Origin of the sequence: Kitasatospora sp. NPDC056800, from assembly GCF_042789775.1 — a bacterium.
Taxonomy (GTDB): Bacteria; Actinomycetota; Actinomycetes; order Streptomycetales; family Streptomycetaceae; genus Kitasatospora.
The window spans coordinates 20,736-36,348 of record NZ_JBHUAL010000028.1 but is presented as its reverse complement, the minus strand read 5'-3'; the positions used below and the strand labels follow the sequence as shown (position 1 = coordinate 36,348).

General features: G+C 73.2%; 12 protein-coding genes. 6 read left to right on the top strand and 6 right to left on the bottom strand.

All coding sequences use genetic code 11. The features are described from left to right. Positions 1-140 precede the first annotated feature (140 nt). Complete coding sequence (locus ACFRQN_RS09545) at positions 141-1,382, top strand: globin domain-containing protein (protein ID WP_380739446.1); 1,242 nt, start codon at positions 141-143, stop codon at positions 1,380-1,382. Between the two features lie 61 nt (positions 1,383-1,443). On the opposite strand, the gene ACFRQN_RS09540 is transcribed toward ACFRQN_RS09545, so the two are convergent. The 5 genes from ACFRQN_RS09540 to ACFRQN_RS09520 all read right to left on the bottom strand — a co-directional run bounded on the left by ACFRQN_RS09540 (position 1,444) and on the right by ACFRQN_RS09520 (position 10,238). Further along, on the bottom strand, positions 1,444-2,847 hold the full coding sequence (locus ACFRQN_RS09540) for a selenium-binding protein SBP56-related protein (protein ID WP_049650674.1): 1,404 nt from the start codon (positions 2,845-2,847) through the stop codon (positions 1,444-1,446). A 96-nt stretch (positions 2,848-2,943) separates the two neighbouring features. Then, positions 2,944-6,111: an SAV_2336 N-terminal domain-related protein gene (locus tag ACFRQN_RS09535; protein WP_380739477.1), complete on the bottom strand. Its 3,168-nt coding sequence runs from the start codon at positions 6,109-6,111 to the stop codon at positions 2,944-2,946. A 64-nt stretch (positions 6,112-6,175) separates the two neighbouring features. Next, on the bottom strand, positions 6,176-7,159 hold the full coding sequence (locus ACFRQN_RS09530) for an AAA family ATPase (protein WP_380739443.1): 984 nt from the start codon (positions 7,157-7,159) through the stop codon (positions 6,176-6,178). Beyond that, on the bottom strand, positions 7,159-9,264 hold the full coding sequence (locus ACFRQN_RS09525; protein WP_380739441.1) for a hypothetical protein: 2,106 nt from the start codon (positions 9,262-9,264) through the stop codon (positions 7,159-7,161). Before ACFRQN_RS09525 ends, ACFRQN_RS09530 begins: the two co-directional genes overlap by 1 nt. Next, on the bottom strand, positions 9,261-10,238 hold the full coding sequence (locus tag ACFRQN_RS09520; RefSeq protein ID WP_380739439.1) for an alpha/beta fold hydrolase: 978 nt from the start codon (positions 10,236-10,238) through the stop codon (positions 9,261-9,263). The genes ACFRQN_RS09525 and ACFRQN_RS09520 overlap by 4 nt, the downstream gene beginning before the upstream one ends. A gap of 205 nt (positions 10,239-10,443) precedes the next feature. Here ACFRQN_RS09520 and ACFRQN_RS09515 point away from each other — a divergent pair, with 205 nt between their 5' ends. From ACFRQN_RS09515 to ACFRQN_RS09505, 3 genes are all read left to right on the top strand, one after another. Beyond that, positions 10,444-11,415 carry an alpha/beta hydrolase gene (locus ACFRQN_RS09515; protein ID WP_380739437.1) on the top strand — a complete coding sequence of 324 codons (972 nt, stop codon included), beginning with the start codon at positions 10,444-10,446 and terminating at the stop codon, positions 11,413-11,415. Positions 11,416-11,513: 98 nt separating this feature from the next. Continuing rightward, positions 11,514-12,308, top strand: coding sequence for a spermidine synthase (locus ACFRQN_RS09510; protein ID WP_074003839.1), 795 nt, complete (start codon positions 11,514-11,516; stop codon positions 12,306-12,308). A 104-nt stretch (positions 12,309-12,412) separates the two neighbouring features. Continuing rightward, a complete protein-coding gene (locus tag ACFRQN_RS09505; RefSeq protein WP_079272358.1) occupies positions 12,413-12,952 on the top strand; it encodes a hypothetical protein in 540 nt (179 codons plus the stop codon). 60 nt (positions 12,953-13,012) lie between these two features. Here the strand turns inward: ACFRQN_RS09505 and ACFRQN_RS09500 are convergent, their stop codons facing one another. Then, on the bottom strand, positions 13,013-13,558 hold the full coding sequence (locus tag ACFRQN_RS09500) for a tetratricopeptide repeat protein (protein ID WP_380739435.1): 546 nt from the start codon (positions 13,556-13,558) through the stop codon (positions 13,013-13,015). 275 nt (positions 13,559-13,833) lie between these two features. On the opposite strand from ACFRQN_RS09500, the gene ACFRQN_RS09495 reads away from it, so the two are divergent. Both ACFRQN_RS09495 and ACFRQN_RS09490 read left to right on the top strand, forming a co-directional pair. Continuing rightward, the gene (locus ACFRQN_RS09495) at positions 13,834-14,649 is read left to right on the top strand and encodes a class I SAM-dependent methyltransferase (RefSeq protein WP_380739433.1); all 816 of its coding nucleotides are present in this window, start codon (positions 13,834-13,836) and stop codon (positions 14,647-14,649) included. A gap of 202 nt (positions 14,650-14,851) precedes the next feature. Then, complete coding sequence (locus tag ACFRQN_RS09490; protein ID WP_117486626.1) at positions 14,852-15,517, top strand: DedA family protein; 666 nt, start codon at positions 14,852-14,854, stop codon at positions 15,515-15,517. Positions 15,518-15,613: the final 96 nt, after the last annotated feature.

The following is a 15,613-nucleotide window of genomic DNA, read 5'->3' as shown; positions in this document are numbered from 1 at the left end:
GCGCGGTGGCCGAAAAGCGTCCCGGTCCGGACGTACCACCGCAAGGGGTCGTTGGTCCCGGGTCTCTCCGGGGCGATCGGCCCTTCTCGTGTCCGGCGGCCCGGCAGTTCACTGGGCGGGACATGGACAACAGCAGCAGCATGAGCACTGGCACCGCCACCGCCACCGCCACCGCCGAGTACGACCGCCTGATCGCCCGCCATCACGCGATGCGCCTGCGACGCCAACTCCTCGCCCCCTCCACCTCGGCCGGCGGCGACCTCGGGTGCAACGCGTACGGGGAGGAGGGCGGCTACGACGGCGCCGCGGACCAGCACGTCATCCGGCGCGACCTCGACCTGATCTCCCCGCTCGCGGACCTGATCGACCACCTCTACGCGGTGATGTTCAGCCACCGCCCGTACCTGCGACCGCTCTTCCCCGCCTCGATGGAGTTCCAGCAGCTCCACCTGGAACGGATCTTCCACCACCTGATCGACCACCTCGACCGCCCGGTCGAACTGGAGCAGACGCTCCGCCAACTCGGCCGCGACCACCGGAAACTGGGCGTCCGGCCGGTGCACTACGAGGCCTTCGAGGAGGCCCTGTGCGCGGCCGTCCGGCACCGGGCCGGCGAGCGCTGGACGGAGGAGCTGGAGGGCGCCTGGGTGCGGATGCTGCGCTTCGCCGTCGGCGCGATGGTGGCCGGCGCCGACTCCGCGCTCACCGAACCCCCGTACTGGCACGCCGTGGTGACCGGCCACGAGCGCCGCCGCCCCGACCTCGCCGTGCTGCGGGTGCGCACCGGCGAACCGTACCCGTACCGGGCCGGGCAGTACGGCACCGTCGAGCACCCGGCGCTGCCGCACACCTGGCGGCAGTACTCGATGGGCTGCGCCCCGCGCGCCGACAACGAGCTGGAGTTCCACGTCCGCCGCACCGCCCCCGGCGGGGTCAGCGCCGCCCTGGTCGAGCACACCGGCATCGGCGACCGGCTGCGCCTCGGCCCGCCGCGCGGCAGCCTGCTGCCCGACGGCGACGCCCGCGACCTGCTGCTGGTCGCGGGCGGCACCGGCCTCGCCCCGATGAAGGCGATCATCGAGCAGCAGACCGCCCACCGGCCGACCGGCCGCCGGGTCCACCTGTTCGTCGGCGCCCGGGACCGCCGGGACCTCTACGACTGGCAGTCGCTGTCCGAACTCGGCCTGCACAAGCCGTGGTTGACCGTCACCCCGGTCACCGTCGGCGAACTCGCGGACGCCGTCGCGACGGCCGGGGACTGGCGCGAGCACCTGGCCTGCGTCACCGGGCCGGCCGGCATGGTCGGCTCCGTCCGCACCCGGCTGACGGCGGCGGGGCTGCCGTCGGCGCAGGTGCGGTTCGACCAGGCGCTGTTCCGGTGACGCCCGCCTGACCGGTGACGCCCGCCCGTCCGGTCGGGTCGGCTCAGCTGATGACGACCGCTCAGCGGAAGCAGTAGGAGTCGGAGGAGGCGTCGCCGCCCGCCAGGTGGGTCTGGTGGACGCGCAGGCCCCGGAAGTCGGCGCCGTGCGGGAAGAAGCGCTCGTCGACGCTCAGCCCGCCGGCCTCCGGGTCGGCGTCCAGCTTGACCATCCAGGGCTCGATGCCGTCCGGGTAGAACTGGTCGTCCCAGGCGCCGTAGAGCGAGTTGGTGAGGTAGACCCGCCGGCCGTCCCGGCTGATCTCCACCATCTGCGGCGCCCCGCTCAGCGGACGGCCGGGCTCGGCCGGGTGCGGGGTGCGGGCGGTGATCCCGCCGAGCCGCACCGAGCCGGCCAGCCGGGGGTGGAACGGGTCCGAGACGTCGTACTGGAACAGCTCGCCGGTGCCCCAGGCCGACACGTACAGCCAGCGGTCGTCCACCGACAGGTTGATGTCGGTGACCAGCGGCGGCACCGCGCCGAACGGCCGCAGCGCGGGCGGCAGGTCCTCGGCCGCGGCCGGCTCGGCGGGGATCTCGATCACCTTGCGCGCGGTGAACGCCGGCCCGTCCCGGTACCAGAGCCAGACCGAGGAGGACAGGTCCTCGACGTTGGTGACCACCCCGGCGAACCCCCACTCCGCCTGCGGGTCGTGCGCCGGGCGCAGCTCCAGCACCATCTGGTACTGGTCGCCGAGGTCCACCCGCTGGAGGTGGCGGCCGGAGTCCAGCTCCCAGAAGTGCAGCGCGTGGCCGTACTTGCGCCCGAGCAGGAGCTCCGGCACCACCCCGCCCTCGACCATCGACGGGGTGCCCCACTCGCTGGTGATGCCCACGTTGGTGCCCAGGTGCCACCAGACGTCGTAGGCGAAGTGCTGCGGCCCGCGCTCGGTCTCCCAGGCGCGCAGCACCTCGAAGGTGGTGTGGTCGAGCAGCGCCACCCCGCCCGGGCCGTCGTTGCCCTCGGCGCCGCCCAGGCAGGACAGGAAGACGCCGTCGGGGCCGCAGTGCAGGGTGTGCGGGCGCGAGTAGCCCGCCTTGGCGGCGAGCTCCTTCGCCTCCACCGTCTTGACCAGCCGCGGGCGGACCGGGTCGGGGTAGGTGTCCATGACGTGCAGCCGGGAGGAGCGCAGCCCGGGCAGCAGCAGGTAGCGCCGCTCCGGGTTCTCGTGGCACGCGTGGGCGAGGGCGCTGGAGCAGGCGTTCCAGCCGAAGTGGTGCAACTCGTCGCCGAGCGTGGGGAGTTCGGCGAAGTTCAGGACCTTCCCGTAGCTGGCCGAGTCCGGATCGGTGTCGACGCTCAGCAACGCGTCCGGCCGCCGCCCCGACCGGTCGAACCCGGCCACGTACGCCAGCCTCTCCGGCGGGGCGGCGATCGCCTCGGCGGCCGAACGGTAGAGCGACGGATCGGTGTGCCCGTGCTGCATGCAAACTCCCCAACTCGCCTGGTCTGTCCCGGAAGCGTTCCACAGAACCACCGGCGCACAGCAGGCGCACGAGGGGCGGGTGGGTGGCGCAGGAGACTATCTGATGACCGTCAGGTCGTCCATCTCCAGCCGGATCTGGTGGTCGGGCCCGTCGATCTGGGCCTGGTAGACCAGCTCCATTCGGACCGCGACGGCCACCTCCGCCATATGGTCGTTGACGTCCGGGTCCAGCACCGTGACCGCGTCCATGATGTACAGGTCGGACTTGAAGACGAACGCCTCCAGGATGACATCGGCGGCGACCCGCACCTCGGCCAGGACCGTCCCGTGCTCGTAGCTCTCCGTGACGTTCCACTCGACGGTCGAGTCGTCGAGTTCCACAGACGCGATGGTGGCCTCGTCCGCGCCCAGCACGTGGGGGACTGTCCATCCGTGGTGCTCGTTGACGTTGAGGGTTCCGCCCAGCAGGTCCTCGCAGGCGTTGGCCAGGGCTTCGCGGAGTGACGTTTCCAGCGTCGGCTCCGTCTCGGAATCGAGGTCCTCGAACGGCATCCGCAGCACCAGGGTGGTCGTCGGATCGCCTCCGCCGACCAAGCCGATCCTGGGGGAGAGGTTGAACAGGCCGGCATCCCTGGTGCCTCGGGACCGGTCGAGGACGATGGTGACCTCGATGGGGGCTCCGACGCTTTTGGTGACCATGATGTCCAGTGGCGATAGCCCGCGACGGCGATGCACCGTGCGCAGATTGACCGGTAGCCGGACGGTACCGCCGGGCACCAGGCAGTACAGGTCGGCGTGGTCGCGACGCGTGCCCTGGACCAAGCTGAGCCCGGGCGCCAGGAAGGCGCGGAGGTCGGCCTCCAGCGCTTGCACGGAGGAAGCCGTGTGGCCGTGCGTGAACGTGATCAGCGCGAGGAGGACGCGGTGGACCTCGTCGAAGACCCGCGCGGGGTAGAGCGCCACCAACAGGCCCCGGATCGCCAGGCAGACCTCGTCGAAGATCCCGCGCAACGCGGGCTCGACGAATCCGGGCGCCTGGGGGTTGCGGAGGAGGGCGATGGTGGAGCGGTGGTCGATTCCGAGGAAATCGTGCTCCACCGGACGGTGCCCGCGGAGGACACCGGCGATGTCACCGATGCTCAGCAGTTCGGGGGCGTTCCGCACCCCTGTCGAAGCCAGCTCGGTCAGGGCACGGGGAAGCCGATCGGTGCTCGTCGCGGCGTGTTCCCCGTGGCACATCAGCACCTGGACGTCCTTGCCGGTCTGCACCGTGCGCTGCATCAGGGGCAGTCGGCTGTCCCCGGTGGGACGACCGAACAGGTCGAGGACGAACACGGCCTGCCGGACCGCTCCGAGGACGTCGGCATCGCCGAGCCGATCGACCGACAGGCTCGTCGTGTCGTCCAGCATCAGGTGGTGGTAGATCTCCTGTTCCAGTGCGCAGTGCCCCACGAAGTAGACCAACAGGGCGTCCTCGGCCAGCCTGCCGGCGTCCCGGACGGCCCTCAGGACTTCCTCCACCGACTCCGGGTTGAGCAGCACCCGGCAGTGCTCGGGACTCAGGTTCCAACTGCTCTCCGAGGTCAGCAGGGCGCGCATCTCCAGGACAGCCTGGTGGGCGGCCGGAACCGGAGGCAGCGTCCGGTAGTTGTCCACGCCGATGAACAGCGCCGCACTCCGCCGCGGGTCGGGGAAGTCCGGCTCGTTGTCCTCCTCCGTCGGCATCGGCCCGTCCGCTGGCATCGGCTCGGCCGGGAGCGGCGGTCGGGCATCGGACACCGCGGCCGCTGGCCGCCGCTCGCCGTCCAGCAGCGCCAGCATCTCGTTCGATGCGTGTGCGAACGGCCGCAGGTCCGGCGGCAGGGCCCGGACGTCCTGGACTGCGATCGCCGCCAGCCCCCGGCCCGAGCCGAGCGGGCTCCGGGCGGCGATGTGCCGGGACAGGGCGGCCTGGACGATCCGGGCGTCGTGGCGGGTGAGGTGTGCCGCCAGGACGGCACGGGCACTGTCCCGGTAGGTCAGCAGGGCGGGTCCGGCTTCCGCTGTACGGACGTCCAGGAGGCCGCTCGTCAGTAACTCGGCGAGGTCGCTGACGGTGGCCTCGGGCACCGCCGCCTGGCGGATCAGGTGCAGGAGGGGGAGGCTGAGTCGGCTGAACGGGCTGCTGAGCGCGGCCAGCCGCTTCGCCGCTGGTGCGGCGGTGTGGAGGAAGACGGCCGCCTGCCCGGCGGGATCGGGGTCCGGCTGCGCGTGGTGCGCGAACGGGGAGGCGAGGAGTCCGGAGGCGGGGACGAGCACGGCCTCGTAACCCGCGGTGGCCCCGCGCATGACGCCGTCTGCCCAGTGGCGGATCGAGCGGGGTGTCAGGGCCAGGGTCGGCAGCGGGAGCCAGCCGGGGTCGGTGCCGAAGAGGGCGCCCACCACCAGCGGCAGGTCGTAGGAGAGCTCGGTGTTGCGGGCGGCCGGTTCGCGGTGCCGGACCCGCACCGCGGGCAGGTCGAGGGCGGTGCCGTTCCACAGGCGGGTGGGCAGCGGGTTGAGCAGGACCACCTGGTGGCCGGCCCCCCAGCGGCGCAGCAGCTGCCACACGGCGGGTTCGCGCCAGCCCGGGGCCGCGCAGTCGGAGAGGACCAGGACCAGTCGTCGGCGGCCCGGTGCGGTCACCCGTCCGTGCGGGACGGTCCTGCCGCGGGCGTCGGTGATCACCACCGGGTCGCCGCCGGTCGTCAGCCGCAGTCGCCGGATGGCGTGGAACGCGCCGCTGCCTTCGAGCAGGGAGACGAAGTCGTCCAGCGTCCCGCCCCACACCTCCATGGTCGGGTGGGCGTCCACCAGCACGACGACGTCGAACCAGGGTTCCGGCATCGGTCCCAGGACGGGGACGAATTCCCCGGTGCGGGCGTACTCGCGCAGCGTCGCGCCCATGTCCAGGGCCTGCCGGGCCCCGCGCGGGTGGCGGCGCTTGAACGGGCGCAACGCGCGGCCGAGTTCCAGGGCGTGCGGCAGCGTGCGGGCGGCCGCGACCCGGACCGGCCGGCCCGCAGGGGCGGGACCGATCGGCAGGTCCTCGTACAACGGGACTCCGGGTTCGGGCGCGGGGCCGGCCTGTGCCGGGCCGTCCGGACGAGGGAGGCCGCGGGGGGCGGCGCGGCCTTCGGCCCCGGCCCATACGGGGGGTGTCGTCGTCGGTGGGGCGGTCGGCACCGGTCGTGCCGGGTCCTCCTCCACTGGCCCCGCGGCGGCGAGCCACAGGGCGTCCGCCACCGCTTCGGCGGACGTGTCCGGCGGTAGGAGCCGGCTGAGGGCGGCCACCAGACCGACGACACCCTCACGCACCGGACAGGTCCCGGAGCATCAGGTCGAGGAGCCGCCTGCGCTGGTCGCCGGTCGGCGCCTGCGGGTCGATGACGAGCCGGACGGCGTTGAGCAGCTGGTCGACGGCGAGGCTGTCGCCGCGGGCGAGGCGTTCGGCGAAGGCGGTGACGAGCTCGCCCGCAGGACCGGGGGCCGCAGCGGCCGGCCCGAGGTGTGACTCGACCGCCCGGCGCAGCGTCTCCGCCGTCGGGGTCGGCATGTCGTAGCGGATGCAACGGCGGAGGAAGGGCGCCGGCAGCTCGCGGTCCCCGTTGCTGGTCATGACGATGAACGGGAAGGTCGTGCACTGCACCTGCCCGCTCGGCACGGGGTGGGTGGCCGGTCCGTCCCACTCGCGGACCCGGATGTCGCGTCGGGGGCGCCGGACCAGTTCGGGGATCTCGAACCGGCCGCTCTCCAGGACGTCGAGGAGGTCGGCGGGCAGGTCGATGTCGCTCTTGTCGATCTCGTCGATCAGCAGCGCCCTGGGCCGGTCACCAGGGAGCAGCGCGGTGCCCAGCGGGCCGAACTGGAGGAACGGGGCGATGTCGGGCCCGCCCGAGCGCCGGGCGAGCCGGCTGATCCTGCCGTGCCTGCCGTTCCCGCCACCCGTCGAGGTCTGCTGGAGGCGCAACGCGTGGATGTGGCCGAGGGCGTCGTAGCGGTAGAGCGCGTCCGGCAGCGTGCTGCGCGAGGTGATGTGCCAGCGCAGGACCGGCCCCAGCGTCAGCTCGGCGGCGACCTGCTCGATGACGGTCGACTTGCCGGTGCCGGTGTTCCCGGTGATCAGGAGGGGGCGGTGCAGGTAGAGGGCCGCATTGACGGCGTCGGTGAGGCCCTCGGGTGGCAGGAACGCCCGCGGAGCGTGGCCGGGGGAGAAGGTGCGCCACGGCGGCGGTGGTGCGAGCGGGACGCTGCGGGGCTCGCCGTCGCCGCGGTAGTAGCTGGTCCAGGACATCAGGAGCTCCTCGGGGCGGCGGGCGGAGAGTGGTGCGTGTAGCTGCTGCAGAAGTCGAGCCAGTCGAGGTCGTGCCAGGCGGTGCGCAGGTCGGCCAGCCGGTTCAGGTGGGTGCCGGTCGTCGGGTCCTGGTCGCCGCCCTGCCAGCGGTGGCGGTAGGCCTCCCCGAAGCCGTCGGGCAGGGCTTCCCACAGGTGGGAGACGCAGTCCCGGGCGGCCTGCGGGGCGGGTGCGTCGGCGACGGGCCACAGCAGGATCGGCGTGTAGTGCAGGAGGACGGCCGCCAGTTCCCGGAGCCGGGTGGGCCCGGGGTGGCCGGCGATCCCGATCGCGCGCCGGTACCTGCCGTTCTGCAGGTCCTTCTGCAACTCGGCGGCGGCGTCGGCCGGATGCACCCAGTCGACCGGGGCGCCATCGGCCGGGGGCTCCTTGGCGATCCGCTCCAGTTGGCCGCGGGCCTGCTCGTTGAACCCCCGCAGGTGGCGCGGGACGACGAGCCGGTCGGCCCAGCGGAGCGAGACGGAGTGGGTGACGCCGAGCCGGTACAGGCCGACGACGGTCTCCTCCGGGTGCCAGTCGAGCAGGACGGGGGTCGGAGCGACGATGTCGATGTGCTGCACCTGCCCGCCGTCGGGCAGCCGGTCCTCGGCCCACGCCAGGACGTCGGGCAGCAGAAGCTCGACGCCCTCCCGGTCGGGGGTGCACGCGAACAGCTCGTGGTGCCGGCAGTCCGGTCCTTCCCGCAGGCAGACCGACAGCGAGTCTGGCCAGTCGATCCGGGCCGCGTGCAGGCTGATCACCAGGTGTGGTGCCCGGTCGCGGGTGCGGCGCTCGGCGCGCATCGCCTGCGCGTCGTTGAGGGCGATCCGGGCACCGGTCTGCCGGGTCCAGCGCGTCACCCGGTCGTCGGACAGGTCGACGCCGCAGGCCTCGGCGGCGGCGGCGAGGTACCAGGCGAGGGCCCGGTACCCCGATTCGGTGGGCGCGTGCATGCGCAACGCGGCGTGTTCGAGGAGGTACTGGAGCAGCGGCCGCCCCTCCAGGGTGCCGGGCGGCCGGACCGGCTCGGGGAGACGGTCGGACCAATCACGGCTGAACTCGGCCGCCAGACGCCGCAGCAGCCGGGTGGTGAGGCCGTTCGCCCCGGTCAGATCGACGATGAGGTCGCCGGTGTCCGTTGCCGCCAGCAGGCCGGTTGCCACCTCGGCGGCCCAACCGGCGCCGGCGGCGGCCGCGTTCGCGGTGAGGTCGACGAGGGCCTGGCGCGTCCAGGCCGCCGGCGTCGCGGGAGCGTTGGGCCACCACTCCAGCGCCCTGGCGAGGTCCTCCGCGCCGATCGGTCCGACGCCGCGGGTTGCTCCGCGGGCTTCGCGCCGTACGTTGCGGGCCAGCCACAGGGGGGCTCCGGCGACGGCGTCCCCGTCGAACTCCAGTGCCTGGACGTCCTGTTGGAGGATGCCGGGCGCGATCGCGAGTTTGACGTCCCCGGGCCGGACGAACTCCCGGGTGTCCGGCAGTCCACGGGTGAGGACCTCGCTCACCCTACGACTGAAGCCCAGGTCGTACGCCTCCTGCTGGGTTCCGCACGCCATCAGGACGGCAAGGCGCTTCCTGCCACCGCGGAAGCCGCCCGTCAGTGACGCGGTGTCGGGCAGGCCCGCACCGGCGTGGCAGGTGTCGAGGAGCGCGATGACCCCCTCGACGCCCTGCTGGTCGGCTGCCAGATCGAGGAGGGCGTTCACGTCCATCGAGCCGGTGGCCGTGCCGTCCTCACTGTCCGCGGCCATGTACCAGAGCCTGGTCCCACCGGGCGCCACCTGGCCGTGGCCGAGGAACGCGAGCACGAGGGTGGCGCGGGCACCGGCCGCGGCGCGGAGAGCGGCGTGGAAGGCCTCCTCGATCTCCTGGCGGTTCACCGAGCCCGACCGCAGGCTCGCGGGGTCGGTGGCCGGGCTGGGAACGCAGCCGCCGGCCAGTGGGTCGGTGAGGACGCCGAACAACTCGTCGGCGGCGGACCGGAGCTTCGTCAGCCGCTGGCCCGCCGCCTTCGACTGGGTGGCGACCAGGAACAGGTGGCGTGCCGGTGACTGCCCCGGCTGGTTCATGCCGGCGTCCGGGCCGTCAGCGCCTCCATGACCGCTCGTGCGACGTCGGGGTGCTGGAGGTAGCGGGTCGCGTCGTGGGACCAGAGCGTGGCCGAGGTGAGCGGCGTCGAGACCGGGCGAACCCCGGCGGCGTTCGGCCTGACTACGTCGGCTGGCAGCCGGGGCGGCACCACGAGGTCGTCGTCGTCCCAGAAGTCGGCCCATGCCGCCACCGACTCCGGAGTGGTGGGCGGCTGCGGCACCAGCCGCTGCCGAACGAGACCGCGCACGGCCAGCGGCGATCCGATCGTGATGAACAGCCGGACCGGGCCCGAATATTCGGCAAGGGCCTCCAGTGCGACCACCGAGCCCAGGGAATGGGCCACCACGATCGCGGGCCTGGCCGGGTCGAGGTGCTCGAGCACACGGTCGCGGATGCGCCGGTCCAGGGTCCGGCCGTCGGCGTCCGGCTCTGCCCGCCGCAGGTAGCGGCCGGGCTGCGACAGGACGGACAGGAGCCGGGCGGCACTCAGTTGCTGCGCGCCCCAGCGGAGTCCGGGGACGGCCGCCACGGCGGCGACGACCGCAGCCAGACGACGCGCGACGGCGCCGACGCCCTGGGCCTCGCCGCTCGGCCGGACCTGGGCCCGGACCCGGGCGAACCGCGGATCGCCGCGGAACTCCCGCAGATCGTTCGCGCTGTCGAGGAACTCGCCCAGCAAGTCGATCAGGAGCTGCGCCTGCTCGTCGTCTGACGCGGCGGCAACGCCCGCCCCCTGGGCCTCGTGTGGGGAGAAGAGGTCCCCGTAATGGGCGAAAGCGCTGTCCGCGGACCAGTCCATGACGAGCGCCGAGACCTCCGACGCGAAGCCCGCCGCCCGGGCACCCTTCGCCAGCGCGCGCTTCCACTCGGCGAGCGCGCGGCCCGGGTCCAGCGGCCGGCCGATGCCGTGCACGAAGACCAGCTGCGGCCTCGTCCGATCCGCCGTCGTCATGCTCTCCCCCGCGCGCACCAGTGCGTCCGACCGCCGTCACTCCGTCCTCGCTCGGGGCGGAGTGGGCCCCAACCGTACCAAGCGCGGCCGGGACGGAGGGCCACCGCCGAGCACCGCGCGGCTACCGGCCGGTATGGTCGGGGAAGGAACAGGCGGTCACCTGCCGGTACAGGCAGACAGAGCAGAGGACGGGTGCGGCAAGCAGATGGAGTTCCGTGAAGACATCCTGGGTGCCCCCTACGAGGCCGCCGAGCTGACGCTGCCGCCGGACGACGAGGGGCCGGTGTGCGCGACCCTCGTCCGGCGGCCGGTGCCCGGGGCGGAGCGCGCCGTGCTCTACATCCACGGGTACAACGACTACTTCTTCCAGACCAACCTCGCCGACCACTACGCCGCGCTCGGCTTCTCCTTCTACGCCCTCGACCTGCGCAAGTACGGCCGCTCCCTGCGCCCGCACCAGTCGCCGAACTTCGTCCGCGACCTCGCCGAGTACGACGAGGAGATCGACGAGGCGGTCCGGATCATCCGCGAGGTGGACGGGCACCGGCAGCTGCTGCTGAACGGGCACTCCACCGGCGGGCTGATCGGCGCGCTGTGGGCCGCCCGGCGCGCCGGGCGCGGCCTGGTGGACGGGCTGTTCCTCAACTCGCCGTTCCTGTCGATGCCGGCCGGGCCCGCCGTCCGCACCCTCGGCGGCCCCGCCGTCACGGCGCTCGGGCGGCTGGCGCCGACCCGCGTCCTGCCGTCCGCGCTCAACCCGCACTACACCCACAGCCTGCACAAGGACCACCAGGGCGAGTGGGACTTCGACCTCACCCTCAAGCGCCCCGAGAGCTTCCCGCTGTACGCGGGCTGGCTGTCCGCGATCCACCAGGGCCACCGGCGGCTGCACCGGGGACTGGGCATCGACGTGCCGGTGCTGCTGATGGCCTCGACCCGCTCCATCTCCACCACCAAGTGGCACAGCGCGCTGCACCACGCCGACGCCGTGCTGCGCGCCGACGACATCGCCGCGCAGGGGCCGCGGCTGGGCCGGCACGTCACCATCGTGCGGATCAAGGGCGGCATGCACGACCTGGTGCTCTCCGGGGAGGCCGCGCGCACCGAGGTGTTCGCCGAGCTGGACCACTGGCTCGCCGCGTACCTCGACGTCGAGCCCGTCGGAGAGCACGCGTGACCTCCGAGCACGACTGGCACGACGGGCACGATTCGCGGGACGAGGACGACGAACCGGTGCCGGTCGGCCGCCGGACCGACCTGGGCTTCGCCAAGCTCATGCCCGACCTCGACCGGGACGGCGGCTGGCTGCTCACCCTGGACGGCACCCCGCAGTCCTACGTCGACCTCGCCGACCCCACCCACCTGGAGTTCGAGTACACCCGGCGCCTCGGCCACCTCGCCGACGCCCTCGCCCCCGCCGGGCAGTCATTGGACGCGCTGCACCTCGGCGGCGGCGCGCTCACCCTGCCCCGCTACCTGGCCGCCACCCGGCCCGGCTCGCGGCAGCGGGTGGTGGAGGTCGACGGGCCGCTGCTGGAACTGGTCGCCGAACACCTGCCCTGGCAGGGCCCCGGCGCGGACATCACCGCGACCGTCGGCGACGCCCGGGCGGCCCTCGCCGAGACCCCGGCCGGCTCGCAGGACCTGGTGATCGCCGACGTCTTCCACGGCTCGCGGACCCCGGCGCACCTCACCTCGGTGGAGTTCCTGCGCCTGGCGGCCGCCGCGCTGCGCCCCGGCGGCTGCTACGCGGCGAACCTGGCGGACGGCCCGCCGCTGGCCTTCGCCAAGGCGCAGGCGGCGACGGTGCGCGCGGTGTTCCCGTACGTCTGCCTGGTGGCGGAGGCACCGGTGCTGCGCGGCCGCCGGTACGGCAACATCCTGCTGGCCGGCTCGACCGCGCCGCTACCGGTGGCCGAGCTGACCCGGCTGCTCGCGGGCGACATCTTCCCGGCCCGGCTCACCGACGGGGACGACCTGGCCGCCCTGGTCGGCCGGACCGCCCCGGTCACCGACGCCGAGGCCACCGACTCCCCGCCCCCGCCGGACGGCGCCTTCAGCATCGGCTGAACCCTCGACCCCCTCACGGCCCCTGGCGCGGAAATCCGCTGGTCCGTCCCCGTCCCCGCCGGTAGCCTGCGGGGACGATCAAGGGAGGTGAGCCGGTGCGTCCGCTGCTCCTGCTGGACGTCGACGGACCGCTCAACCCGTGTGCGGCGAAGCCCTACCGGCGGCCCGAGGGCTACCGGACCCACCGGCTGACGACACCACGTTGGGAAGCGGCCGAGCGCCGCCGACTCACCGCCTGGGGGCTTCCCCACAAGGCCCCGAAGCCCCTGCGGGTCTGGCTCAACCCGGCCCACGGCCCGGCCCTCGCCGCGCTGCCCTTCGACCTGGCATGGGCGACGACGTGGCAGGAGGAGGCCAACACCTTCATCGCCCCCCTGCTCGGGCTGCCCGCCCTGCCGTACATCCCCTGGTCCGAGCCACGGCCCGAGCCGGACGACGGCGTGTTCTGGAAGACCCCACAGATCGTCACCTGGGCGCAGGGCCGCCCGTTCGCCTGGGTCGACGACCTGATCACGGACGCCGACCGCACCTGGGTCGAAACCCACCACCCGGCCCCGGCACTCCTCCACCACATCGACCCGAAAGCCGGCCTGACGGCGGAGGACTTCGCCCTCCTGGCGGACTGGTCGAACGGGCTGGGCTGACCGCCGGCCCCGCTACGGCCTCCTGGCGCAGAACGGGGACGGGGTCTGCCGCAGGGGTGGTCAGGGGCGGTCGAGCAGTAGCTCCACCCTGTCGAGTGCGGCCTGCGTGGACTCGATCAACTCGCTGTCCCCCTTGGCGATCCGCAGCCGCAGTGCCTCCTGTAGATGGGTCCGGGCCTGCGTGAGGTCACCGCGTTCCATCAGGTGTTTGCCGGTGTGCTGGAGTGCGAAGTCGAGGAGTTCCGGGTGCCGGGTTCGCGCGGTGTCCAGCGCGCTGCGGTAGAGCGCGTCCGCGGTCCGCACGTCACCGGCGTAGCGGTGTGCGTCGGCGAGGTTGAGTCCGGTGGCGACGACGGCCCGGGTGTTGCCCGTCTCCGTGGCGAGGTCGAGCGACTGGCGGAGGAACGTACGGGCCTCCTCGTGGTGGCCCAGGCAAAGGTGGCCGATGCCGATCCACCTGGTCAGGAGGCGGGCACGGGCGGGGTCGGTCCCGTCGGGCAGGGCCCGGAGTTCCTCGTGGAGCCGGCCGACCGAGGTGGTCAGCTGGTTCCGGTCGGTGGGGACCATCCGCAGGTCGTGGTCGTGAGTGATGAGGTGCTGGAGCACGTGGCCCTCCGTCGTTCGGTTCTCCACCCCGTGGGGTGAGAAGTGCCCACGCGGGAGAACGAGTTCGCGCGCTCCAGGTCGCCTGGAAGGCCCGGTCGATGGTTGGCGTCGTAGAGCTCCACGGGTCGGTGAGTCGGCGCGTCGGCGGGAGGGGAGGTGCGGACGGGGTGTCAGAATCGGCGGGTTCATGCCCATGACGGGAACACGGCGGGAACGCGACGGAACGCGACGGACCGCGTCGGACCGCGACGGGACCACGTCCGAAGGAGCGAGCGATGAGTGGCGGCGGGGAGCGGCCGGAGCTGGGGCAGGTACCGGAGACGGCGCTGTGGACGCTGTGGCACCGGGCGGTGGAGGCGCGGCGGCCGGACACCGTGCTGCCGGACCCGAAGGCGGTCGAGCTGGTGGAGCGGATCGACTACCCGTTCGCGGCGCGGTTCGGGGAGAACGCTCTGGTGAGCCAGCTCCAGGCGTTGCGGGCCGCCTGCTTCGACCGCGAGGTGGCGGACTTCCTGACCCGCTGCCCGCGCGGCACCGTGGTCGGGCTCGGAGACGGCCTGGAGACCCAGGCCTGGCGGGTCGACAACGGGCGGGCGAGCTGGCTGTCGGTGGACCTGCCGGAGACGGTCGCGCTGCGGCGGCGGCTGCTGCCGCCGGACGAGCGGCACCGGATCGTCGCCCACTCGGCCACCGACCCGGGCTGGATGGACGAGGTGGACCCGTCGAACGGGGTGCTGATCAGCACCGAGGGCCTGCTGATGTACCTGCGGCCGCTGGAGGTCCGCGCGCTGATCGCGGCCTGCGCCGAGCGCTTCCCGGGCGGGGCGATGGTGCTGGACGCGGTGCCGCGCTGGTTCAGCCGGCGGGCCGTCGAGGGCAAGCTGCGGGACCGGTACTACCAGGCGCCGCCGATGCCGTTCGGGATGGACGCGGACGAGCGCGGCGAGCTGGCCACCGCGCACCCGGGGGTCACCGACGTGCGCGAGGTGTACCCGGAGGGCGGGCGGTGGCCGGTGAGCGCCCTGCTGCCGTTCGCGCGCCGGATCAAGCAGCGCCCGTCCGTGGTCGCACTGCTTTTTGCCGAATCTTGAAGAAACGGTGGTCGAGCTGGAACCATGGCGCGGGGGCGTACGTCGTAACCACGGGTGATCGGCCGGGGGGACAGGCCGCCCGGCACGTTAGGCTCGTTTCCGGGGGAGCGGCCTGGGTGCCGCCATCGGACGAACTGCCGGGACGGGCACGCGGCTCCAGGGGGAGCGCGGCCGGTCCCGTCCTGCCACGGAGGGACTGGCCTTGCACATCGACGCCTGGATCGAGGGGATTCCGCCGACAGCGGTGTACGCCGTGGTCGGTCTGATCATCGGGCTGGAGTCGCTGGGCATTCCGCTGCCCGGCGAGATCGCCCTGGTCACGGCGTCCCTGATGGCGGTCAAGGGTGTGGTGAGCCCGTGGGGCGTCGCCATCTGCGCGATCGCCGGCGCGATCATCGGCGACTCGATCGGCTACTCGATCGGGCGCAAGGGAGGCAAGCCGCTCTTCGAGAAGCTGGGACGCAAGTTCCCCAAGCACTTCGGGCCCTCCCACCTGGCCACCGCCGAGCGCTCCTTCCAGAAGTGGGGCATGTGGGCGGTCTTCTTCGGCCGGTTCATCGCCCTGCTGCGCATCTTCGCCGGTCCGCTCGCGGGCGCGCTGAAGATGCCGTACTGGAAGTTCCTGATCGCCAACGTGCTGGGCGGCGTGGTCTGGGCCGGCGGCACGACGCTGCTGGTCTACAAGGTCGGCAAGAGCATCGAGCCCTGGCTGGCCCGGTTCTCCTGGGCGGGCCTGGGGGCGGCCCTGGTGATCGGCCTGCTCTCGGCCTGGATCATGAAGCGCCGCGCCGCCAAGACGCACGCCAAGATCGAGGCGGAGGAGGCGGCCAAGGCCGCCGCCGCGGCCAAGGAGCCGGTCGCCGACTGACCTCCCGTACGGCCGGTCGTGCGACCGGCCGTCCACAACCACCGTCGTGGTGCCCTCGGGCCCTCGGAGTAGCATCGGCCGGGTAGCTGCCGATCT

Bases quoted from the DNA above. Each gene is read 5' to 3' on its own strand.
- ACFRQN_RS09545 (WP_380739446.1), top strand. From the start codon at position 141: ATGAGCACTGGCACCGCCACCGCCACCGCCACCGCCGAGTACGACCGC.
- ACFRQN_RS09540 (WP_049650674.1), bottom strand. From the start codon at position 2,847: ATGCAGCACGGGCACACCGATCCGTCGCTCTACCGTTCGGCCGCCGAG.
- ACFRQN_RS09530 (WP_380739443.1), bottom strand. From the start codon at position 7,159: ATGTCCTGGACCAGCTACTACCGCGGCGACGGCGAGCCCCGCAGCGTC.
- ACFRQN_RS09525 (WP_380739441.1), bottom strand. From the start codon at position 9,264: ATGAACCAGCCGGGGCAGTCACCGGCACGCCACCTGTTCCTGGTCGCC.
- ACFRQN_RS09520 (WP_380739439.1), bottom strand. From the start codon at position 10,238: ATGACGACGGCGGATCGGACGAGGCCGCAGCTGGTCTTCGTGCACGGC.
- ACFRQN_RS09515 (WP_380739437.1), top strand. From the start codon at position 10,444: ATGGAGTTCCGTGAAGACATCCTGGGTGCCCCCTACGAGGCCGCCGAG.
- ACFRQN_RS09510 (WP_074003839.1), top strand. From the start codon at position 11,514: ATGCCCGACCTCGACCGGGACGGCGGCTGGCTGCTCACCCTGGACGGC.
- ACFRQN_RS09495 (WP_380739433.1), top strand. From the start codon at position 13,834: ATGAGTGGCGGCGGGGAGCGGCCGGAGCTGGGGCAGGTACCGGAGACG.